This is a genomic window from Pseudomonas sp. WS 5027 (assembly GCF_012985695.1).
Classification (GTDB): Bacteria; Pseudomonadota; Gammaproteobacteria; order Pseudomonadales; family Pseudomonadaceae; genus Aquipseudomonas; species Aquipseudomonas hygromyciniae.
Genome location: NZ_JAAQWU010000038.1, coordinates 1 through 21772, shown reverse-complemented (window position 1 = coordinate 21772; position 21772 = coordinate 1). Strand labels below are relative to the sequence as shown.

At 61.7% G+C, this 21772-nt stretch carries 14 protein-coding genes; 10 read left to right on the top strand and 4 right to left on the bottom strand.

The features are described from left to right. Positions 1 to 143: 143 nt before the first annotated feature. A complete protein-coding gene (locus tag HBO09_RS27935; protein WP_029296512.1) occupies positions 144 to 809 on the bottom strand; it encodes a response regulator transcription factor in 666 nt (221 codons plus the stop codon). A 27-nt stretch (positions 810 to 836) separates the two neighbouring features. Then, positions 837 to 1391: a PQQ-dependent catabolism-associated CXXCW motif protein gene (locus HBO09_RS27930; RefSeq protein ID WP_169994736.1), complete on the bottom strand. Its 555-nt coding sequence runs from the start codon at positions 1389 to 1391 to the stop codon at positions 837 to 839. Between the two features lie 275 nt (positions 1392 to 1666). Between HBO09_RS27930 and HBO09_RS27925 the strand changes: the two genes are divergently transcribed. From HBO09_RS27925 to HBO09_RS27915, 3 genes are all read left to right on the top strand, one after another. Then, positions 1667 to 2293 carry a response regulator transcription factor gene (locus HBO09_RS27925; RefSeq protein ID WP_169994734.1) on the top strand — a complete coding sequence of 209 codons (627 nt, stop codon included), beginning with the start codon at positions 1667 to 1669 and terminating at the stop codon, positions 2291 to 2293. A 218-nt stretch (positions 2294 to 2511) separates the two neighbouring features. Continuing rightward, positions 2512 to 9438 (top strand): YDG domain-containing protein, encoded by a 6927-nt coding sequence (locus HBO09_RS27920; RefSeq protein ID WP_170061031.1) that lies wholly within the window; start codon positions 2512 to 2514, stop codon positions 9436 to 9438. A gap of 3 nt (positions 9439 to 9441) precedes the next feature. Beyond that, the gene (locus HBO09_RS27915; protein WP_169994730.1) at positions 9442 to 11100 is read left to right on the top strand and encodes a ShlB/FhaC/HecB family hemolysin secretion/activation protein; all 1659 of its coding nucleotides are present in this window, start codon (positions 9442 to 9444) and stop codon (positions 11098 to 11100) included. Positions 11101 to 11224: 124 nt separating this feature from the next. Here HBO09_RS27915 and HBO09_RS27910 read toward each other — a convergent pair whose 3' ends face one another. After that, complete coding sequence (locus HBO09_RS27910) at positions 11225 to 11872, bottom strand: pentapeptide repeat-containing protein (RefSeq protein WP_169994728.1); 648 nt, start codon at positions 11870 to 11872, stop codon at positions 11225 to 11227. Positions 11873 to 11975: 103 nt separating this feature from the next. Continuing rightward, positions 11976 to 13868, bottom strand: coding sequence for a quinoprotein ethanol dehydrogenase (gene exaA, locus HBO09_RS27905; RefSeq protein WP_169994726.1), 1893 nt, complete (start codon positions 13866 to 13868; stop codon positions 11976 to 11978). 254 nt (positions 13869 to 14122) lie between these two features. On the opposite strand from exaA, the gene pedF reads away from it, so the two are divergent. The 7 genes from pedF (at position 14123) to HBO09_RS27870 (ending at position 21574) form a co-directional block, all read left to right on the top strand. After that, positions 14123 to 14584, top strand: coding sequence for a cytochrome c-550 PedF (gene pedF, locus HBO09_RS27900; RefSeq protein WP_029298463.1), 462 nt, complete (start codon positions 14123 to 14125; stop codon positions 14582 to 14584). A 3-nt stretch (positions 14585 to 14587) separates the two neighbouring features. Further along, entirely contained in the window at positions 14588 to 15343 is a 756-nt protein-coding gene (locus HBO09_RS27895) for a quinoprotein dehydrogenase-associated SoxYZ-like carrier (protein ID WP_169994724.1), read from the top strand. Beyond that, on the top strand, positions 15340 to 16266 hold the full coding sequence (locus tag HBO09_RS27890; protein ID WP_169994722.1) for a quinoprotein relay system zinc metallohydrolase 1: 927 nt from the start codon (positions 15340 to 15342) through the stop codon (positions 16264 to 16266). The genes HBO09_RS27895 and HBO09_RS27890 overlap by 4 nt, the downstream gene beginning before the upstream one ends. Before the next feature lie 27 nt (positions 16267 to 16293). Beyond that, a complete protein-coding gene (locus tag HBO09_RS27885; RefSeq protein WP_169994720.1) occupies positions 16294 to 17814 on the top strand; it encodes an aldehyde dehydrogenase family protein in 1521 nt (506 codons plus the stop codon). 1046 nt (positions 17815 to 18860) lie between these two features. After that, on the top strand, positions 18861 to 18932 hold the full coding sequence (gene pqqA / locus HBO09_RS27880; RefSeq protein WP_003243383.1) for a pyrroloquinoline quinone precursor peptide PqqA: 72 nt from the start codon (positions 18861 to 18863) through the stop codon (positions 18930 to 18932). Between the two features lie 103 nt (positions 18933 to 19035). Next, positions 19036 to 20199 (top strand): alcohol dehydrogenase-like regulatory protein ErcA, encoded by a 1164-nt coding sequence (gene ercA, locus HBO09_RS27875; RefSeq protein ID WP_029298454.1) that lies wholly within the window; start codon positions 19036 to 19038, stop codon positions 20197 to 20199. Further along, positions 20183 to 21574: a hybrid sensor histidine kinase/response regulator gene (locus HBO09_RS27870; RefSeq protein WP_169999523.1), complete on the top strand. Its 1392-nt coding sequence runs from the start codon at positions 20183 to 20185 to the stop codon at positions 21572 to 21574. The genes ercA and HBO09_RS27870 overlap by 17 nt, the downstream gene beginning before the upstream one ends. Positions 21575 to 21772: the final 198 nt, after the last annotated feature.

The following is a 21772-nucleotide window of genomic DNA, read 5'->3' as shown; positions in this document are numbered from 1 at the left end:
GCAGCAGCCCCAACAAGACTGCAGAGTTGTATCAGCGAGGCTTAGGGCGCAGGTTTTGGGGCTGCTACGCAGCCCAGCGCGGGGCAAGCCCGCTCGCCACAGCAAGCCCGCTAGCCACTACAAACAGGCTCTTACAGGGAGGGTTAGCGCCGCAGGTAGGACCCAAAGTCGATATCCCCGGCACTGAGGATCGCCTGCACCCGGTTATGCACATTCAACTTACGCAGGATCGCCGAGACATGGGCCTTCACCGTGGTTTCGGCGATTTCCAGGGTGTAGGCAATCTGCTTGTTCGACTCGCCCTTGGTCATGCGTTCCAGCACCAGCAACTGCTTGCGGGTCAGGGCCTGGAGTAGTTCCGGGGCGAAGGCCGGGTTGTCGTGCATGCGCCGCTGGCCGGGGTTTTTCTGGGTGCGGATGATATCCGGCGGCAGGTACACGTTGCCATTGAGGATCTGCTGGATCGCCTCGGTCATCTGCGCCCGTGGCGAGGACTTGGTGATAAAGCCGACCGCACCGTAGGTAATGGCCTGTAGCACGATCTGCTTGTCCTGCTCGGCCGAGACAATTACCACGGGAATCGTCGGCGCTTCGTTGCGCAGGTTGATCAGGCCATTGAGGCCGTGCATGCCGGGCATGTTCAGGTCCAGCAGGATCAGGTCGAGGTCGTCGTGCTCTTGGGTCAGGGCCAGGGCGCTGTCCAAGTCGGCGGTTTCCATCACTTCGCTACCGGCAAAACCGTCGCTGATGACGTTATGGATCGCTTCGCGAAACAGCGGGTGATCGTCGGCAATCAGAATTTTATACATGGCCGTTCACCTTTTTATTGTGGTGGTTCAGTGGGCAAGCTCAAAGGGCTCAGGGTGTGCCGCGGCGACTGGCAGCTTTGCCGCCTCCCACGCGTCCAGGCCATCGCGATACCAATACACAGCGCTATAGCCCAAGGCTTTGGCCCGTTTTACCGCGTTCCAACTCAGCCAGCAATCGGAGCGGCAGTAGAACACCAAAGGTTGCGCCAGGTTACCGCCGCTGTAGGTGTACAGGTGGCGGGCAAAGTAGCTTTGCCATTCGGGCGTCAGCTCTCCATCGCCGGTATTGGCCAGCCAATGGCTGCCGGGCACGTTGGCGTGGGGCTGGTCTTCGATGAACTGGCCGTGCAGCCATTGCCGGCGATAGACGTCGATCAGCACCGGGCGTGGCTGTTGTGCCAGCAGGGCTTGCAGGGCAGGGGTGTCGACGATGGTCGCGCCCGGCAGGTGATCTGGCGTGGGGCTGCGGTAAAGGTTGATGCGGTAGCCGTCGCGGGAAAACAACGGGCTTGGCGCCTCGGCAGCCGCCAATAGCGGGGTCAGCGACAGCACGGCAACCAGGGTCAGTCGGGCGGGCAGCATGGCAGGTACGATCCTTATAGTTATGCGTCCATTACATGCCAGTCGCGCTGCCTTGGGAATGCGACGATAGACAGCAAAACCAGTACCAAAGTAGTAAATCGCCGGTCGCTTGCGGGCTCTAGCATGGCAGCAACGATCATCCCCGGGAGTTGTACGATCATGCGAATTCTCAAGGCGCTGCTCTTGCCGTTTTTGCTGATCCTGAGCCTGATCGGGGTCGACAAGCTCCACGGCTCGCGACCGGCGCCGCTGCTGGTGATGCCGGTGCATGCATCATGAATATCCTGCTGGTGGACAAGCACGCCGTCGTGCGGCTCGGCTACGCCAGTCTGTTACGCGCATTGCTGTCGGGTGTCGAGGTGCGTGAGGCGGGCAGTGGCGAAGAAGCGCTGGCGCGGGTGCAGGAGGCGGTGCCGAACCTGGTGATCACCGGTGTCGGCCTGCCAGGCATCAGCGGCCTGGAAACCACCCGCCGCCTGCGCCAGCGCCTGCCGCAATTGCGCGTGTTGTTTTTCAGCCAACACCAAGAGTTGCCCCTGGTACGCCAGGCCCTGGAGGCCGGGGCGTCGGGCTATATCACCAAGGGCGCAACGCCTGGAGTGATGACTGAAGCGGTGCAGCGCATCCTCGACGGGCATACCTACATCGAACAGGCCCTGGCTACCGAGCTGGCTTACCATCCGGTCGATCACCGCCTGCAGGGCATGACGGCGCGTGAGCTGGAGATTTTCCTGATGCTGGCCAAGGGCACACCCACCCGTTCGATCGCTGATCAACTGAGTATCAGCAGCAAGACCGTATCCAATCACTTGACGTTGCTCAAGAGCAAATTACAGGTGACCTCCCATGCCGAAATGGTGCACGTGGGGATTGATATGGGGTTGGTCAGGGCCGCGGGATGATCAATATTTGATCGGGGTTGATAGCGTTAGATTATGGCTTTAATGCTTTTGATGTTGGTGCTCAATTGATCTGAGCAAAATGGATCCAAAATATGAAAAAAAACCTCGATTAGATGAGTTTTATCATCCCAAGGCGCTTACAAACTCACCGTATCCATGCAGAATTGTCCTACAAGTAATGGCATCGTGCCATTTGTTGCTCAGGGACGACCTCAATCATGAACCGCATTTTCAGTGTGATCTGGAATCACAGCCTTAGCGCGTGGGTGGTTGCCAGCGAAAACGCCAGCCGACAAGCCAAGCGCGGTAGCGTTGGTGCGGTTCATGACGTGGAACATACCGAGTTGTGCGCCCCGTTGCGCCCCTTGCAGTTTGCGATTGCGCTGATACTCGGCGGTGCCACCCTGGTGCCTGCGTCCGCCCTGGCATCTGGCTTGCCTACCGGTGGTCAGGTAGTGCTGGGCAATGGGCAAATTCTTACGCCCGACCAGCAGCAGATGGTCATCAACCAAACCACGCAAAAACTCGCCATCGACTGGCAGAGCTTCAATATCGGCGCCGACAAGAGAGTCACCTTTGTCCAGCCAGGCAAGGACTCCGTGGCGCTGAACCGCGTGGTCGGCAGTGATGGCTCGAAGATCATGGGCCAACTGAACGCCAACGGGCAGGTGTTCCTGGTCAATCCCAATGGCGTGCTGTTCGGCAAAGGCTCGTCGGTGGATGTCGGTGGCCTGGTGGCCTCGACCTTGGATATAACCAACAGCGACTTTGCCGCCGGCAACTATAAGTTCCAGGGCCAAGGCAGTACCGGCAATGCCAGTGTGGTCAACCAGGGCTCGATCAAGGCCGGCGACGGCGGCGCGGTGGCGCTGCTGGGCGGGACCGTGAGCAACCAGGGGGTGATCGCCGCCAAGCTGGGCAACGTGGCCCTGGCCGCCGGCAATAAAGTGACATTGGACTTTGCCGGTGACGGCCTGCTCAACGTACAGGTCGATGAAGCCACCAAAAATGCCCTGGTGGAAAACCGCCAATTGATCCAGGCCGACGGCGGCCAGGTGATCATGACCGCCAAGGCCAGCGACGCCTTGCTGCAAACCGTGGTCAACAACACCGGGGTGATTGAAGCCCATACCCTGGGCGAGAAGGGCGGCAAGATCGTCCTGCTCGGCGGTTTTGACGGTGGCACGGTGCAAGTGGCCGGCACCCTGGATGCCTCGGCGCCGAGCGGCGGCAACGGTGGGTTTATCGAGACCTCCGGTGCCCACGTCAAGGTGGCCGACAGCGCAAAAATCACCACGGCAGCGGCCAAGGGCAAGACTGGCAACTGGCTGATCGATCCGACTGACTACACCATCGCCGCTACCGGTGGCGACATTACCGGGGCCGCTGTCAGCGACCGGCTGAAAACCACCAATATGACCGTTGCGACCGTCGCCACCGGTTCCAGCGCGGGCAATATCACCGTCAATGACACTGTGGTCTGGAACGCCAACACCCTGACCCTGACCGCCCACAACAACGTCAATATCAACAAGGAAATGTTCGGCTCCGGCAGCGCCAAACTGGCCGTGGAATATGGCCAGGGTGCGGTAGCAGCGGGCAGTACCAGCAGCATCAATATCAAGGCCCCGGTCAACCTGGCGGCAGGGCAGAATTACAGCACCAAGCAAGGCAGCGACGGCACGCGTGTGGACTACACCGTGATCACTAGCCTCGGTGCGATGGGCAGCGTCACTGGCCTGGACCTGCAAGGGATCAATGGCGCGTTGAGCGGCAACTTTGTGCTGGGGAGCAATATCAATGCTGCAGCCACGGCTACCTGGAATGGTGGTACGGGGTTCGATTCCCTGGGCACGGTCGCAGGCGGGGAGTTTACCGGCACGTTTGATGGCCTGGGCCATAGCATCAGTAACCTGAGCATGAATCGCACCACCACCGATGCCGGCTTGTTTGGCGCTGTAAGTGCCACCGGCGCGGTGCGTAACGTGGGGTTGACCAATGTGTCGATCGCGTTGACGGGCACGCTGGTCGATGTCTTCCCGTCGATCTACGCCGTTGGCGCCTTGGTGGGTTACAACCGTGGGTGGGTCGACAACAGCTACGCCAGCGGTGCGGTCACCGGCACCGACTATGTACAACTGGGCGGCCTGGTGGGCACCAACACCGGTATCGTCAGCAACAGCCATACCTCAGGCACCGTGACGTCCACCAACTACGCCGGCGCGGCGGGGCTGGTCTCGTTGAACACCGACACGGGTATTGTGCGCAACAGCTATTCCACGGCGAATGTGATCGGTTTGCGCGGGGCGGGGCTGGGTGGCCTGGTGGTGCGCAACGAGGGGCGCATCGAAAACAGCAGTGCGACGGGGAATGTCACCAGTACGACCAACGCGCAGTACAACGGGGGTCTGGTTTCGGCCAACCGGGCGACGGGGGTCATCACCAACAGCTATGCCACAGGTACCGTTACCGGTGGCGGCACGGCGGGTGGGCTGGTGGGTAACAACTTCTTGGGCGGGCAGATCACCAACAGCTACGCCACCGGCAATGTGGGTATCAACGGGGTCGGCAGCGGCTCGTACAACGGTGGTTTGGTTGGGGTCAATCGGGGCAGTTTGAGCAACGTCTACAGTACCGGCTCGGTGACCGGTGCCCTCACCAATACGGCCAACAATGGTGGGCTTGTGGGGCTCAATGCCGGAGGCACCATCGTCAATGCCTATTCGGTTGGCAAGGTCACCGGCTCCGCTTCGGGTGGCCTGATTGGCCGGCACAGCGCTGGTTCGGTCACCAGCGGCTACTACAACACGACTGTCAACTCAGGGCTTTCAGGCTGGGGTAACGACATCAGTACTGGTGATGTAGGTACAGGTACCGCAGTGGGCTTGAGCTCCGCGCAAATGAAGCAGACCTCCAGCTTCCAGGGATTCAACTTCAGCGCCTTACCCGGTGCCACAGGCAATGCGTGGGTGATGGTCAATGCCGACAGCAGCGGCATCAACAACGGCAGCAGTGGCACGCTGCCGATGCTGGCCAGCGAGTACTCCACGACTATCACCAACGCCCACCAACTGCAGTTGGTGGCCATGGACCGCAACGCCACATACACCCTGGGCCGCGATATCGTCGCCGGGGCCACGGCGGGAACGACTGATGTGTGGAATGGCACTTTTGTGCAACTGGGCGAGGCCAATCGAGGGATAAATTTCATGGGCAGCCTTGACGGCCAAGGGCACGTGATCAAAAACCTGAAGATTGACCGCGGCAATCAGCAATATAACGGGCTGTTTGGTGCGATCTCCGAGACGGGACGCGTCAGTAACCTGGGGCTTGACGGTGGCAGTATCAGCGGCGCGGCTTACACCGGTTCCATTGTCGGTTACAGCCTCGGGACGCTGACGGGCACTTTCTCCAGTGCGACGGTGACAGCTGAGGTCTATGCCGGTGGCTTGGTTGGGCAGCAAGGAGGGGGCAGTATTTCCAACTCCTATTTCAGCGGCTCTGTGACGGCAACGGCTGACTTGGCAGGCGGTTTGGTTGGCCAGCGGGATAGCGGCAGCTTATCGAACAACTTCGTCAGTGGCCGGGTGACGGCTAACTCGGGAAATGGGGTCGCTGGTGGGATCATGGGTTCCAATTTCGGTAATACCGTGTCTTCCGGCAATTTCTGGGACACCAACGCGACGGGGCAGCTTTATGCCGAGGGCGAGTGGATGGTTTTGCCGACGCAATCCGGTGGACTGACCACAACACAAATCCAGACCCTATCCACCTTTTCCAACGCCGGCTGGGACCTGGACAAGACCTGGGTGGTTTACAACGGTGGTTCTGGCCCGCTGCTGCGCAGCTTCATGACCCAGTTGAACGTGGTGGCTGGCGACATCACGAAAACCTACGACGGCACTGCCTACGGCGGCGCCTATACGCCAAACCTTGACGCCGACGGTCGACTGACCGGCTCCCTGGTGTTGGGCGGCACTGGCGTCGGAGCGATCAATGCTGGCGACTACAGCCTGAAATTGAGCGGACTTGCCTCGACAGGTGGGCAGTTTGGCTATTCGATCAACTACATCGACGGCACCTTGTCGGTGAACAAGGCCACCCTGAGCACGGCCGGCACCACGGTCAACAACAAAGTGTATGACGGCACCACTGTCGCCACCCTGGGCGGTCATACGCTGTTCGGGCTGGTTGCCGCAGACATCGACAAGGTGACGCTGAGCGCTGCCTTTACCAGCAAAGACGCCGGCACTGGCATCCAGGTTGACCTGGGCCTGGGCGGCATCGCGGCAGGCAACTACAGACTCGATACCAGCAGCCCGCTGAGCGCCAATATTACCCCCAAAGCCTTGAGCGTCACTGGCGTGATGGCAGACAGCAAGGTCTATGACGGCACTACCTCCGTCAGTCTCCAGCCGTTTAGTCAGCTCAGTGGCCTGGTGGTTGGCGAATCCGTGACCATGACCTTGAGCGGTCTATTCGCCGACGCCAATGCCGCCAACGGGAAAACCGTGCAGATCAACGTGGCCCTGGGCGACGGCGGCGGCGGTGGCCTTGCCCGCAACTACAACATAAACCCTCTGAGCATCAGCCCGGTGCTTGCCAACATCACCCAAAAGGTCCTCACCATCAGTGGCCTGACGGCGAACAAGGTCTACGATGGCAGCGCTTCGGTGGCCTTGAGCGGTGGCACCCTCAATGGCCTGGTGGGCACGCAGACCCTGGGGTTTGACGCTATCGGCAATTATGCGGACAAACATGCTGGTGTCGGCAAGGCCGTGACGGTTGCCGCCGTGACCTTGAGTAACGGGTCGGGGCTTGCGCAAAACTACAGGCTCAGCCAGCCAGCCGGTCTGAGCGGTGATATTTCCAAGGCCGTCATCAGCGGCATCAGCGGCTTGATTGCCGATAGCAAGGTCTACAACGGTAATACCAGCGCATCCCTCAACCCCCTAGGTGCGACGATCAACGGAAAAGTCAGCGGGGATGACGTGGTGTTGGCCGGCGCCGCCGGCCAGTTCACCGACAAGAATGCCGGCAATGGCAAGACGGTCCTGATCAGCAATATCACCCTGTCAGGCAGCGACCTGGGCAACTACACCTTCGTCAACAACACGGCCACGACCACGGCCAGTATTACGCCCAAGGCCCTGGCCATCATCGGCATGAGCGTTGTCGACAAAGTCTATGACGGTCGCCTCTCGGCCTCGCTGAGCGGCGGTTCCCTGAGTGGTTTGGTCGGGAGTGAAACCCTCGGGGTGACGGGCCTTACCGCCACCTTTGCGGACAAAAACGTCGGCACCGACAAGGTCGTGACGGCCAGCGGTACAACCCTGGTCAATGGTGGCAACGGCGGCCTGGCCAGCAACTACAGCCTTGCCAATCCAACGGGATGGACTGCCGATATCACCGCCAAGACCCTGACCGTTTCCGGTGTCACCGCCAATAGCAAGACTTACGACGGCACCACGGCGGCCACTTTATCCGGTGGCGTGCTCAGTGGTTTGGTCAGCGGTGAAACCCTGAGCCTCCAAACATTGGCCGGGGTGTTCCTGGACGCCAACGTCGGTAATGCCAAAACTGTCACCGTCAGCGGTGGCAGCTTGGCCGATGGTACCGGCCTGGCCAGTAACTACATCCTGCGCAGCCCCACGGGTTTGAGCGCCAATATCAGCGCCAAGGCCCTGACCATCAGCGGCCTGCAGGCCAACGGCAAAGTGTATGACGGCAATAACCTCGCCAGCCTCAGCGGTGGTGCGTTGGATGGCCTGGTGGGCAATGAAACCCTCGGCGTCACCGGCCTCAGCGCTACGTTCAGCGATAAAAACGCCGGCACCGGCAAGACCGTGACCGCCAGCGGCGCTACCCTGGTCGATGGCAGCAACGGCGGCTTGGCGAGTAACTACAGCATCAGCAATCCCATGGGCTTGAGCGCCGATATCAGCGCCAAGGCCCTGACGCTCACTGGCGTGACAGCGGGCGGCAAGGTCTATGACGGCACTAATGCGGTGACCCTCAGTGGTGGTGTGTTGGATGGCCTGGTGGGCTCCGAGAGCCTTGGCGTGACAGGCCTTGGTGCAACGTTCGACGATAAAAACGCGGGTACCGGCAAAACCGTGACCGCCAGTGGTGCCACCCTGGTCAATGGCAGCAACGGCGGCCTGGCGAGCAACTACAGCCTCAGCAACCCCACTGGCCTGAGCGCCGATATCAGCGCCAAGGCCCTGACCATCAGCGGCATGCAGGCCAACGGCAAAGTGTATGACGGCAACAACCTCGCCAGCCTTAGCGGTGGTGTGTTGGATGGCCTGGTGGGCAGCGAAACCCTCGGCGTCACCGGCCTCAGCGCTACGTTCAGCGATAAAAACGCCGGCACCGGCAAGACCGTGACCGCCAGCGGCGCCACCCTGGTCAATGGCAGCAACGGCGGCCTGGCGAGTAACTACAGCATCAGCGATCCTGTGGGCCTGAGCGCCGATATCAGCACCAAGGCCCTGAACGTCACCGGCATCACCGCGGGCAACAAGGTCTACGACGCCACCACTGGAGCGGTGCTGAACCTGGCGGGTGCCGGTTTCAACGGCTTGGTGAGCGGTGACGATGTATCTGTGCTCTCGGCCAATGGCAGCTTCAGCGACAAAAACGCGGCCACCGGCAAAACCGTGAATATCAGCGATATCACCCTGGCCGGTGTGGACTTGGGCAACTATCAGGTCAGCCGCACGGCAGCGACTACGGCCGATATCACCAAGGCGTTACTGAACGTCACCGTGGGCGATACGAGGGTCCCGCAAGGCCAAACCCCCGCGTTCGAGGTGGCCTATAACGGGCTGCTCGGCACTGACAGCGTGGCTTCAGACCTGAGCGGCAGCCTGCTGTTCAGCGCCCCCTCGGGTGCCAGCGCCGGCGAGTATCAGGTCAGTGCTTCGGGCCTGTCTGCCACCAACTACGAGATCGCTTACATCGATGGCCTGCTGACGGTGGATGCACCGCTATTGGCACCGCTGCAAACCGTGGTCGAAGTCGTCGAACCATTGCGCAATCTGCCCAAGCCGACACAGGCCCCGGTACCCAGCGGGCTGCAACTGCCCAATGACCTCTATACCCTCGTTGACCAAGGCTTGCGCCTTCCAGAAGGACTCTGATTCATGCGTCTGCGTTTAAACCCGATTGCGCTTGCCTTGCTCACCGCGACAGGTGGGATGGCCCACGCTGAAATCGCCCCGGATGCCGGGCAGTCGATGCGTGAAATCCAGAGCCAGCCACTGAGCCTGCCGCCCAAACAGACCCTGGAATTGAACCTGCCAGCGGCGCCGGACACCACGGCGAAAGTCACCGGGCCGACGTTGCAGGTCAATGGCTTTACGATTACCGGCAACACGGTGATTGCCGACGATCAATTGCTGGCGCTGCTGGTCGACCTGCAAAACCGTGTGGTCAGCCTCGGTGAATTGCAGGCCGGTGTGGCGCGTATCACTGCGTTGTATCGCCAGCAGGGCTACCCGCTGGCCCGTGCGTATTTACCGGCGCAGGAAATCGACAAGGGCGTGGTGAGCATCAGCGTGCTGGAAGGGCAGTACGGCCAGATCAGGATCAACAACCAATCCCGTGTGCGCGATGGCGTGCTGCAGGCGCCGCTGTCGGCGCTGGACCCGGGTGAGGCCGTACGTGCTGCGCCGCTGGAGCGCAGTTTGCTGTTGCTGCAGCAGACCCCTGGCGTGGCCGTCCAATCCACCCTGCAACCAGGCGCAGTGGTGGGTGCCACGGACCTGGTGGTGGATGTCAAGGATGCCCCGCTGGTCTCCGGCCAGGTGGACCTGGACAACTACGGCAACCGATTCACCGGCGAGTATCGCCTGGGCGGGACATTGAACCTGGCCAGCCCCTTGGGCCTGGGCGATCAGGCCAGCGTACGGGTGATGGGCAGCGACGAGGACCAGCACTACTACCGCGCGGCTTATCAACTGCCGGTCGGCCCGTGGTCGACCCAAGTGGGCGTGGCCTATTCGGACATGGACTATCAACTGGCCAAGGACTTCGACGAACTGGACGCCAAGGGCAATGCGCGGATTGCCAGCGTGTTTGTCCAGCAGCCGCTGATTCGCACCCGCGCCTTCAGCCTGAATGCGCAACTGCAATACGACCACAAACACCTGCGCGACGACATCGACCTCTACGATTCAAGCAGCAAGAAACAGGCGCGGGTAGTGACTGCCAGTGTGGACGGTAACCTGCGCGATAACCTGCTGGGCGGTGGCGTCAGTGCGTTCTCCCTGGCCTGGAGCGAAGGCAGCCTGAACCTGGACGGCGCCTTCGACAAACTGTTCGACGGCTTGACCGCCAAGACCGCCGGGCGCTTCCAGAAGATCAACCCCAGCGTGGTGCGCCTGCAACGCTTGAGTGAGCGTTTTAGCCTGTATGGGCAGGTGCAGGGCCAGTGGGCGGACGGCAACCTCGACTCATCGGAGAAGATCAGCCTGGGTGGCGCCTATGGCGTGCGGGCCTATCCCCAGGGCGAGGCAGCGGGTGACCAGGGGTATGTGGCCAATCTGGAACTGCGCTATGCATTGACTGAGCAGTGGAACCTGCTGACCTTTGTCGATCACGGCTCGGTGCGTTTGATTAAAGACACGTGGTCGGACGGGGAAAACCATCGCAGCCTCTCGGCGACAGGTGTGGGGGCCAACTGGAGTGCTTCGGGCTGGCGCCTGAGTACTGTTGCGGCCTGGCGGGTCGGCAATGCGGACCCGCAAAGCGACGTGTCGCGCACGCCACGGGTGTGGGCACAGGTGAGTAAAGCCTTCTAGGCCAAAGCCTCGGCGAACACAGGATAAATCGCCCCTTGTAGGAGCCGGCTTGCTGGCGATGGCGGCCGAATTGGCTGCGCAGGACTCAAGGCCCTCATCGCCGGCAAGCCGGCTCCTACAACAGTTAGCGGTCCCAGGTGGTGGGGCAATCCTTGCAGCCTTCCATATTGGCATCCTGGAAATTGGCATAGTGCTGGCGGGTGCCGGTGAGGGTGGCCTGTTCCAGGTTGCTTTCACCGAACTTGGCTTCTTGTAGGTTGGCATCGCTCAGGTCCGCGCCTTGCAGGTCAGCCTTGCTCAACCAGGTCATTTCCAGGTCCGCCGCACGCAGGTTGGCCTTGTGCAGCTTGGCCCCCGACAACCGCGCAAATTGCAGGTAGGCGGCGCTGAGGTTGGCGTTTTCAAATTGCGCGCCCTGGGCAAACATGCCCCAGCCTTGTGCGGCCATCAGCGTCGCGCCGGTGAAGTCGGCCAGGCGCAGGTTGGCTTGTTGCAGGCTGGCGCGGGTCAGGTTGGCGCCTTGCAGTTGGGCTTTTTCCAGGTTGGCCAGGTCGAGGTTGGCGTGGCGCAGGTCGGCCTCGCGCAGGTCGGCGCCGGCCAGGTTCATTTTGCTCAAGTCCTGGTTACGCAGGTTGGCGCCCTTGAGGTTGGCACCGGGGCATTGGCTGTGGGGGGCGATGGTGCAGCCGTTGATGACCAGGGGTTGGTCGTCGCCGTCGTCGGCGTGGGCGATGGGTAAAGCCAGGAGTAGCACGAGGGGAAGGTAGTTCATGGCAAGACCTTGAGGGAGGGGGCTTTGGGGGAGGGGCCGCTGCGCGGCCCAACGGAGGACTAGCCCCCTCGCCACGGACAGCGACCCCTTGCCCTGGAGTGGATTATTTTTGGGCGGTCTTGTTATCCCAGCTTGGGATCTTGAACACCCAGAACGACCCGCCTTGTGCCACCGGCTTGGTCAGCTCGGCCATGTCGCCGCCCCACAACGGCACCGCGCCGCCGTAGCCGACGGTCACGCCGATGTACTGCTCGCCATCCTGTTCCCAGGTGATCGGCGGGGAGACGATGCCGCTGCCGGTCTGGAACTTCCACAGCTCCTTGCCGGTTTTCGCGTCGAAGGCCTTGAAGAAGCCATCGCCCGTGCCGGTGAACACCAGGTTGCCCTTGGTCGCCAGCACGCCAGCCCACAGCGGCAGGGCTTCCTTGTGCTCCCATACCACCTTGCCGGTGGTGGGGTTCATTGCCCGCAGGGTGCCGACGTGGTCGTCATACATGCGCTTGATACGGAAGCCCATGCCCAGGTACGCCGAGCCTTTTTTGTAGTTGACCTCCTCGGTCCAGTATTCCTCTTTCCACTGGTTGCCCGGGATGTAGAACAGGCCGGTGTCCTGGCTGTAGGCCATGGGGTTCCAGTTCTTGCCTCCGAGGAACGGCGGCGAGACTTCCACCGGTTTGCCCTTGGTTTCACCTGGCAATGGCTTGGCCGGACGCTGGCCTTCGTTTTCTACCGGGCGCCCGGTCTTCAGGTCGATATGGCTGGCCCAGGTGATGTTGTCGACGAACGGGAAGGCGTTCTGCAGCTTGCCGTTGTTGCGGTCTACCACGTAGAAGAACCCGTTGCGGTCGGCGTGGCCGGTGGCCTTGACCACTTTGCCGTCCTTGTCCTTGTAGTCGAACAGCACCAGCTCGTTGTTGCCGGAGAAGTCCCAGGCATCGTTTGGCGTGTGCTGGTAGAACCATTTCACTTCGCCGGTGCTTGGGTCGACGCCGACCTGGCCTGAGGTGTAAAGGCTGTCGAAGTCGTGGGGGTTGCCGTCCTTGGAGGTGCGCGCCCAGGTGTTCCACGGGCCGGGGTTGCCGGCGCCGACGATGATCGTGTTGGTCTCGGCATCGAAACTGGCGCTCTGCCAAGGGGCGCCGCCGCCGTGGCTCCAGGCCTCGACCTTGCCGGTTTCGGTGGTCGGATCATCCGGCCACGAAGGCGCTTTCACATCGCCGGTGGTGGTGCTGTCCTTGCCATTGAGGCGGCCCATGTGGCCTTCGACAAACGGACGCATCCACACTTCTTCGCCGGTGTCCGGGTCGCGTGCAAACAGTTGGCCGACCACGCCGAATTCATCACCGGAGCTGCCGTGGATCAGCAGGACCTTGCCGGTGACCTTGTCTTTGATCAGCACCGGGGCGCCGGTCATGGTGTAGCCGGCGGCGTGGTCACCGAACTTTTTATTCCACACCACTTTGCCGGTGTTTTTGTCGAGGGCGATCAGGCGCGCATCGAGGGTGCCGAAGTAGATCTTGTCGCCGAAGATCGCTGCGCCACGGTTGACCACGTCACAGCACGGGCGAATGTTGTCGGGCAGGCGGTGGTTGTAGGTCCATAGGCGCTTGCCGGTCTTGGCGTCGAGGGCGAAGACCCGGGAGTAGGAACCGGTGACGTAGACCACGCCGTCGCTGACGATAGCCTGGGATTCCTGGCCGCGCTGCTTCTCATCGCCGAACGAGTAGGACCAGGCCGGCGTCAGCTTGAATACGTTTTTGTCGTTGACCTGGGCCAGCGGGCTCCAGCGCTGGGCATTGGTGCCCATGCCGTATTGCAGCACGTCCTTGGTGGTCAGGTGGTCGTTGGCAATGTCTTCCCAGGTGATGTTACGTGTCTGCTTGGAAGGTTCAGCCGCGGCGAAGCTCGCCGCACTCAAGGACAGGCTGCCGACCAGCAGGAAAGCCTGCACGGCAAGGCTCAGCGGCGAGAGGGCGGGTAGCGATCTTATTGTCATGGTTGCAGTTCCCAGTGGAGGTTTTGGCCTGCACAGGTTGCTGCGTCGACGGGGCGCGCGGATACGGAAAATGTCCCGGTGTGGCCGGGACAATTTCCCGAACCGCATCTGATTTAGCAGTGCCTCGCAAGCCTTACTACCAAGGGAGTAGACCCCGGCCACCAAAGCAGCATACGGCCCTTGGCGAGGCGTTCCTAAGATGGTTGCCATAGCCTCTGCAAAGGGGTTTTGCGTGCAATCCTGAGGGAAAAACAATGACAACAAAACGCAACGCCTTGCTGCTGGCTGGCCTCTTGGCCGGCGTGATCGGTACAGGCTCCGTCTGGGCCCATGGCAACGTCACACCCACGGCCGTGGAAACCAAGGGACTGACGCCGGTCAAGGATGCCGGCGTAACGCTGGATGCCGATGGTTGGGCGGCGGTGAACCCGTATCGCCAGTCGCCGCAACGCGACAAGGCCGTGGAAGTCGGCGCTTCGGCCTACAACCAGAACTGCGCCGCGTGCCACGGCCTTGAAGCCAAGTCCGGCGGAATCGCGCCTGACTTGCGCATGCTTGATGAGGGCGATGCCGGGGACGAATGGTTTGTGGAGCGGGTGCGCCACGGCGCCGTGCGCGATGGCCGGGTGTATATGCCGAAGATGGCCGACTACCTGAGCCAGGAAGCCTTGTGGGCGGTGCGCACTTATCTTGATAGCGTGCACGTCGAGGAGTAAGCCATGGGCTGGCGCGCAAGTTGGGTGTTGGCCTGCTGGTTGCCACTGGCCGCCTACGGGATGGATCCCGGCAAAGATCCGGTGCCGTCGGTGATGTGGAATTATTTCCACCAGCAGTTTCTGGACAACGCCCCGTTCGTCTTTGATGAGCGGGTCAAGCTGCTGGCGCCGCCATTTGCCGAAGATGCGCGCCAGGTACCGCTGGAAATCGACGCCCGCGCCTTCAAGGACGACGTGGTGAAAATCATCGCCTGGGCCGAGCTCAATCCGCTGCCGAAAATCGTCGACTTCCAGCCGGGCGAGGGCGTGTTGCCGTGGCTGGCGATCCGCATTCGTATCGAACAGGCCACGCCGCTGCGCGCCGCCGTATTGACCAAGGATGGCCTGTGGCATGTGGGCTCGACCCTGATCGACGCCGCTGGCGGAGGCTGCACCGCCCCCAGCGTGGTACGCAGCCAGCCGGGCTGGGAAGAGCACCTGGGGGAAGTGTTGGGCGGCCGTTACCCACGTCAGGACTTCAGCCGGTTGCGCCTGCAAGTGGCGCACCCCATGGACAACGGCATGGTCAGCGGCATCCCTGAGTTCTATATCAACCATGCCCAATTGCGCGACGCCCAGGACCGGGTGCTGGCACGCCTGGAGTTGTTTGCGGCAGTCAGCGAGAACCCCGACCTGGCGTTTGACCTGCAAAGCCCAGGGCCAGTGCGCCTGGTGCTGCGCGACACCAGCGGCAGCCAATTCGAAGGGGCGATCCCATGAAGCTGCTCCTGTGGTTAATGCTGGGCCTGAGCCTGCCGGCGCTGGCTGATCTGGACTACGCCCTCAAGCCCCGGCAGATCGCCGCCGACACCTGGCTGCTGGAAGGCAGCACCGATAATTTCGCCAGGGACAACGGCGGCAATATCGTCAATACCGGGTTTATCGTCACCGAAACCGGGGTAGTGGTTATCGACACCGGCCCGTCCCGGCGCTACGGCGAGGCATTGCGCCAGGCGATTGCCACGGTCACCGACAAACCGGTGATCCAGGTCCTGTTGACCCACCACCATCCTGACCATGTGCTGGGCAACCAAGCGTTCAAGGACGTGCCCATCGGCGCCCTGCAAGGCACCACCACGCTGCTGCGCGAGCAGGGCGACGCTATGGCAGAAAACATGTACCGCATGGTTGGCGACTGGATGCGTGGCACCGAAGTGCTGCTGCCGAGCCAAACCGTCACGCCCGGCGTGCAGACCTTCGGCAATCATCATTTGCGCCTGTTGGCCTTGAGTGGCCACACGGGTGCCGATCTGGCGATTCTCGATGAAACAACCGGCGTGCTGTTTGCCGGCGACCTGGTGTTTTACCAGCGCGCCCTGACCACCCCCAACACCCCAGGCCTGTCGGTGTGGCTGGCGGATATCGCCACCCTGCAAGGCCTGCCCTGGAAGTTGATCGTGCCCGGCCACGGGCCAGTGGCAACCGACAGCCAACCCTTCGAGCAAATGCGTGACTACCTGGGTTGGCTTGACCAGCTCATGGCCATCGGTGCCGCCAACGGCAGCGCCATGGGCGAGATGATCCGCAGCCCCATTCCCGAGCGTTTTGCGGCCATCAGCCTGAGCCGCTACGAACTGATCCGCAGTGTCAGCCACCTGTATCCCCGCTATGAACGCGCTCAGATGCAACGGATAGATCAATAACAACATCCCCCCGAAAGAGGCCTCATCATGATCTACGCACAACCTGGCACCCCCGGCGCCATCGTCACCTTCAAACCGCGCTACGGTAACTTTATCGGTGGCGAGTTTGTGGCCCCGGTCAACGGTGAGTACTTCACCAACAGCTCGCCCGTCACTGGGGAAGTGATCGCTGAATTTCCGCGCTCCAGCGCCGCCGATATCGACAAGGCCCTGGACGCTGCCCATGCCGCCGCTGACGCCTGGGGCAAGACCTCGGCCCAGGATCGCTCTCTGGTGCTGTTGAAAATTGCCGACCGCATCGAGCAGCACCTGGAAGTGCTGGCCGTGACCGAGACCTGGGACAACGGCAAAGCCGTGCGCGAGACCCTGAATGCCGACGTGCCGTTGGCCGCCGACCATTTCCGCTACTTCGCCGGCTGCATCCGCGCCCAGGAAGGCGGGGCCGCCGAGATCAACGAGCTGACCACTGCCTATCACTTCCACGAGCCCCTGGGCGTGGTCGGGCAGATCATTCCGTGGAACTTTCCGCTGCTGATGGCCGCCTGGAAACTCGCCCCGGCCCTGGCCGCCGGCAACTGCATCGTGCTCAAACCGGCCGAGCAGACGCCGCTGTCGATCATGGTGTTTGCCGAGCTGATCGCCGACCTGTTGCCGGCGGGTGTGCTGAACATTGTCCAGGGCTTTGGCCGCGAAGCCGGTGAGGCCCTGGCCACCAGCAAGCGCATCGCCAAGATCGCCTTTACCGGCTCCACCCCGGTGGGCGCGCACATCATGCACGCGGCGGCCGAGAACATTATTCCGTCTACCGTCGAGCTGGGTGGCAAGTCGCCGAATATCTTCTTCGAAGACATCATGCAGGCGGAACCGGCCTTTATCGAAAAAGCCGCCGAGGGCCTGGTACTGGCGTTCTTCAACCAGGGTGAGGTGTGCACCTGCCCGTCGCGGGCGCTGGTGCAGGAGTCGATCTACGAGCCGTTCATGGCCGAGGTGATGAAGAAGATCGTCAAGATCAAACGTGGCAACCCGCTGGACACCGAGACCATGGTCGGTGCCCAGGCGTCCGAGCAGCAGTACGACAAGATCCTCTCGTACCTGACCATCGCCCAGGAGGAGGGCGCTGAACTGCTGGCCGGCGGCGCCGCCGAACACCTGGAGGGCGACCTGTCCAGCGGCTATTACATCCAGCCGACCCTGCTCAAGGGCCACAACAAAATGCGTGTGTTCCAGGAAGAAATCTTCGGCCCGGTGGTGGGCGTGACCACCTTCAAGGACGAAGCCGAAGCCCTGGCGATTGCCAACGACAGCGAATTCGGCCTGGGTGCCGGGCTGTGGACCCGCGATATCAACCGTGCCTACCGCATGGGCCGGGCGATCAAGGCCGGGCGTGTGTGGACTAACTGTTATCACCTGTACCCGGCGCATGCTGCGTTTGGGGGTTACAAGAAGTCGGGCGTGGGGCGTGAGAACCACAAGATGATGCTCGACCATTACCAGCAGACCAAGAACCTGCTGGTGAGCTACGACATTAATCCGTTGGGGTTCTTCTGATCTTTTGATTGAAATGCCAGCTTCCACCGTTTGATGGGTGGGCATCAGCCTGCCTGCTTGAAATGCAGTCAGGTGGGGGAGCTGGCTTGCCTGCGATGGTTTTTGGGTTTGGGTACATATCCGTTGCTGCGGTCACGGCGGCTATGGGTTCCGCCCTTACGGCGGCTCACTTTTGAAGAGCGCAAAAGTAAGCAAAACGCTCTTGCCCCACCACTCGGCACCTCGCCTAGGCTCGGTGTGCCCGTAATCCGACATTGATTTGGGGGGCCGCCGCGATGGGCCATCCATGGCCCAGCGCGGCTAAACCGGCGTCCTGCCGGTTTACCCCCCAAATCAATATCGGATTACGGCCAGCGTGGTTTAACGGGGCGCCTAAGATCAAAATCACAAGCAGAGCGAGGCGGCCTGACAGCCGACCTGATCGTCGAAGCGTGCGCGTATCCTTGTGGGAGCGGGCTTGCTCGCGAATGCAGTCTGTCAGTTGATAAATGCATTGACTGACACTCCGCATTCGCGAGCAAGTCGAATCGTCGCACCGCCGCTCCCACAGGGGAATGCAGCTCCGCACTGTTGCTCTGCTTTTGATCTGGCTTTTGATCTTAGGCGCCCCGTTAAACCACGATGGCCGCAGGCAGGTATTGCGCAGTGGGTACCCCGGCAGGATGCCGGGGTAGCCGCGACACGGCCATGGATGGCCGATCGCGGCGGGCCCACGGAGCAATGCCTGACTGCGGGCATGCCGAGCCTAGGCGAGGCACCGAGTGGTGGGGCAAGAGCCCTTTGGTTACTTTGGGCTGGGCCGGCACTCCGGCTTTTCCAAAGTGAGCCGCCGTAAGGGCGGAACCCATAGCCGCCGTGACCGCAGCAATGGATATGTACCCAACCCCAAGAACCATCGCAGGCAAGCCAACTCCTACAGTTTGACCCATGTACATCCGAGACTAACGACTGCGACCGGTTCGTTCGAAAGTAGCATTCGCCTGCCAGCCCCCCCATGCATTAATGAACCCACCGGACTCTCCCGGCATAACAAGAGGATCGCCCCCATGTGGACCAAACCCGCCTACACCGACCTGCGTATCGGCTTTGAAGTGACCATGTATTTCGCCAACCGCTGAAATTCCAGCGGGGATGGGGGCCACCCATTGGTCTGATTGCATTCGCCAGCGGATGCGTTAGTGTGGCCCGTATCTTCCAAAAACAATAAAAACAGGCTTACCAATGAGCCAGAGTCTCAGCCAACTGCGTAAATTCGTTTCCCCTGAAATCATCTTCGGCGCCGGCTCCCGGCACAATGTCGGCAATTACGCCAAGACCTTTGGTGCGCGCAAGGTCCTGGTGGTCAGTGACCCTGGCGTGGTCGCCGCCGGTTGGGTCGCGGATGTCGAGGCCAGCCTGCAGGCCCTGGGTATCGAGTACTGCCTGTACACCGCCGTATCGCCCAACCCGCGTGTGGAAGAAGTGATGCAGGGCGCCGAGGTGTACCGCGAAAACCATTGCGACGTGATCGTCGCGGTCGGCGGTGGCAGCCCGATGGATTGCGGCAAGGCCATCGGCATCGTGGTCGCTCATGGCCGCAGCATCCTCGAGTTCGAAGGGGTGGACACCATCCGCGTGCCCAGCCCGCCGTTGATCCTGATCCCGACCACCGCCGGCACCTCGGCTGATGTGTCGCAGTTCGTGATCATTTCCAATCAGCAGGAGCGCATGAAGTTTTCCATCGTCAGCAAGGCGGTGGTGCCGGATGTGTCGTTGATCGACCCGGAAACCACCGCCAGCATGGACCCGTTCCTCTCGGCCTGTACTGGGATCGACGCGCTGGTACATGCCATCGAGGCCTTTGTGTCCACCGGGCATGGCCCGCTGACCGACCCCCATGCGCTGGAGGCCATGCGCCTGATCAATGGCAACCTGGTACAGATGATCGCTAACCCGAGCGATATCGCCCTGCGCGAGAAAATCATGCTGGGCAGCATGCAGGCCGGCCTGGCGTTTTCCAATGCGATATTGGGCGCGGTGCATGCCATGTCCCATAGCCTGGGCGGTTTTCTCGACCTGCCCCATGGCCTGTGCAACGCGGTGCTGGTCGAGCATGTGGTGGCGTTCAACTACAACTCGGCGCCGGAGCGCTTCAAGGTGATTGCCGAGACCTTTGGCATCGATTGCCGGGGCCTCAACCACCGGCAGATCTGCGGGCGGCTGGTGGAACACCTGATTGCGCTCAAGCATGCCATTGGCTTCCATGAAACCCTCGGCCTGCATGGGGTGCGCGTGGCGGATATTCCGTTCCTGTCGCAACACGCCATGCATGACCCGTGCATCCTGACCAACCCGCGCGAGTCGAGCCAGCGTGACGTCGAGGTCGTCTATGGCGAAGCTCTCTGACGATCAACAACGGGCCCTGGCCGGGTTACTGGGGCTGGGCGATCACTCGGCGCGCAAGAGTCACTACCCCGAGCTGACGGCGCGGCTGGATGAGTTGGAGGCCGAGCGCAAGCGCTACATCCGTCTCAACGACGAACTGGAGCAACGGGTCGCCGCGCGCACCGATGAACTGCTCGAAGCTAACCACAACCTGCAACAGCAGATCGCCCGGCGCGAGCGTATCGAACAGGACCTGCGCGACGCCCGCGACGCCGCCCAGGCCGCCAACCGCAGCAAGGACAAATACCTGGCCGCCGCCAGCCATGATCTGTTGCAACCGCTGAACGCCGCGCGTTTGTTGATTTCTACCCTGCGCGAGCGGGAGTTGCCCAGCGTGGAGAAAGTTCTGGTGGAGCGCACCCACCAAGCCCTGGAAGGGGCAGAGGATCTGCTGGCGGACTTGCTGGATATTTCCCGCCTCGACCAGGCGGCGGTCAAGCCGGATATTGCCCTGTATCGCCTCGACGAACTGTTGGCGCCGCTGGTCTCGGAGTTTCAGTCGGTGGCCGCAGCGGCGGGCCTGAATTTGCGCGTGCATATGGGGCGTTACGCGCTGCGTACCGACTTGCGCTTGCTCACGCGTATCCTGCGCAACTTCCTCAGCAATGCCTGCCGTTATACCGACGCCGGGTGCATCCTGTTGGGCGCGCGACGACGCGGTGATCGCTTGCGCCTGGAAGTGTGGGACACCGGCCGTGGGATTGCTGCCGACAGCCTGGAATCGATTTTCCTGGAGTTCAACCAACTGGATGTGGGCCGTGCGGCAGATCGCAAGGGCGTGGGACTGGGGCTGGCGATTGTCGAGCGCATCGCGAAGATCCTCGGTTGTCAGGTGCTGGTGCGTTCGTGGCCGGGGCGTGGGTCGATGTTCAGCATCGAGGTGCCGCTGTCGGATGAAATGCCAATGCCTCTGAGCCAGGCAGCGCCCCAGGCCGGCACCGGCAATCCGTTGCCGGGGCGCCGCCTGTTGGTGCTGGATAACGAAGTCAGCATCCTGGAAAGCATGAGCGCGTTGCTGGGGCAGTGGGGCTGCGAGGTGGTGACTGCTACCGATCAGGCCGGCGCGTTGAAGGCATTGCAGGGACGGGCACCGGAGCTGATCCTGGCCGATTACCACCTTGATCATGGCGTAGTCGGCTGCGAGGTGGTCAGGCAGTTGCGCGAGCATTTTGCGTTGAAGATCCCCGCCGTGATCATTACTGCCGACCGCACCGACCAGTGCCGCCGCTCGTTGCAGCGCCTGGAAGCGCCATTGCTCAACAAACCGGTGAAGCCGGGCAAGCTGCGGGCGGTGTTGAGCCAACTACTGGGCGCCGCGCCAGACACCACTGCCTAAATGTAGGAGCTGGCTTGCCTGCGATGAGCATAGGTATCTACACAACTTTAGAAACTGACGCCCCCCCTGTGGCGAGCGGGCTTGCCACACAAGCCCGCTCGCCACAACTGCGCTATCTGCTTGAATTTATTCGATGCGGCAAAGTTGTGGAGATACCGATGCTGCGATGAGGGTGGCTCAAAACTGACCGTGCCTTGA

What these genes read in the sequence shown, in the direction of transcription:
- HBO09_RS27870 (WP_169999523.1), top strand. Translation starts at nt 20,183, where the DNA reads ATGGCGAAGCTCTCTGACGATCAACAACGGGCCCTGGCCGGGTTACTG.
- HBO09_RS27910 (WP_169994728.1), bottom strand. Translation starts at nt 11,872, where the DNA reads ATGAACTACCTTCCCCTCGTGCTACTCCTGGCTTTACCCATCGCCCAC.
- HBO09_RS27930 (WP_169994736.1), bottom strand. Translation starts at nt 1,391, where the DNA reads ATGCTGCCCGCCCGACTGACCCTGGTTGCCGTGCTGTCGCTGACCCCG.
- ercA (WP_029298454.1), top strand. Translation starts at nt 19,036, where the DNA reads ATGAGCCAGAGTCTCAGCCAACTGCGTAAATTCGTTTCCCCTGAAATC.
- HBO09_RS27920 (WP_170061031.1), top strand. Translation starts at nt 2,512, where the DNA reads ATGAACCGCATTTTCAGTGTGATCTGGAATCACAGCCTTAGCGCGTGG.
- HBO09_RS27885 (WP_169994720.1), top strand. Translation starts at nt 16,294, where the DNA reads ATGATCTACGCACAACCTGGCACCCCCGGCGCCATCGTCACCTTCAAA.
- HBO09_RS27915 (WP_169994730.1), top strand. Translation starts at nt 9,442, where the DNA reads ATGCGTCTGCGTTTAAACCCGATTGCGCTTGCCTTGCTCACCGCGACA.
- HBO09_RS27890 (WP_169994722.1), top strand. Translation starts at nt 15,340, where the DNA reads ATGAAGCTGCTCCTGTGGTTAATGCTGGGCCTGAGCCTGCCGGCGCTG.
- HBO09_RS27935 (WP_029296512.1), bottom strand. Translation starts at nt 809, where the DNA reads ATGTATAAAATTCTGATTGCCGACGATCACCCGCTGTTTCGCGAAGCG.
- HBO09_RS27925 (WP_169994734.1), top strand. Translation starts at nt 1,667, where the DNA reads ATGAATATCCTGCTGGTGGACAAGCACGCCGTCGTGCGGCTCGGCTAC.
- pedF (WP_029298463.1), top strand. Translation starts at nt 14,123, where the DNA reads ATGACAACAAAACGCAACGCCTTGCTGCTGGCTGGCCTCTTGGCCGGC.
- HBO09_RS27895 (WP_169994724.1), top strand. Translation starts at nt 14,588, where the DNA reads ATGGGCTGGCGCGCAAGTTGGGTGTTGGCCTGCTGGTTGCCACTGGCC.
- exaA (WP_169994726.1), bottom strand. Translation starts at nt 13,868, where the DNA reads ATGACAATAAGATCGCTACCCGCCCTCTCGCCGCTGAGCCTTGCCGTG.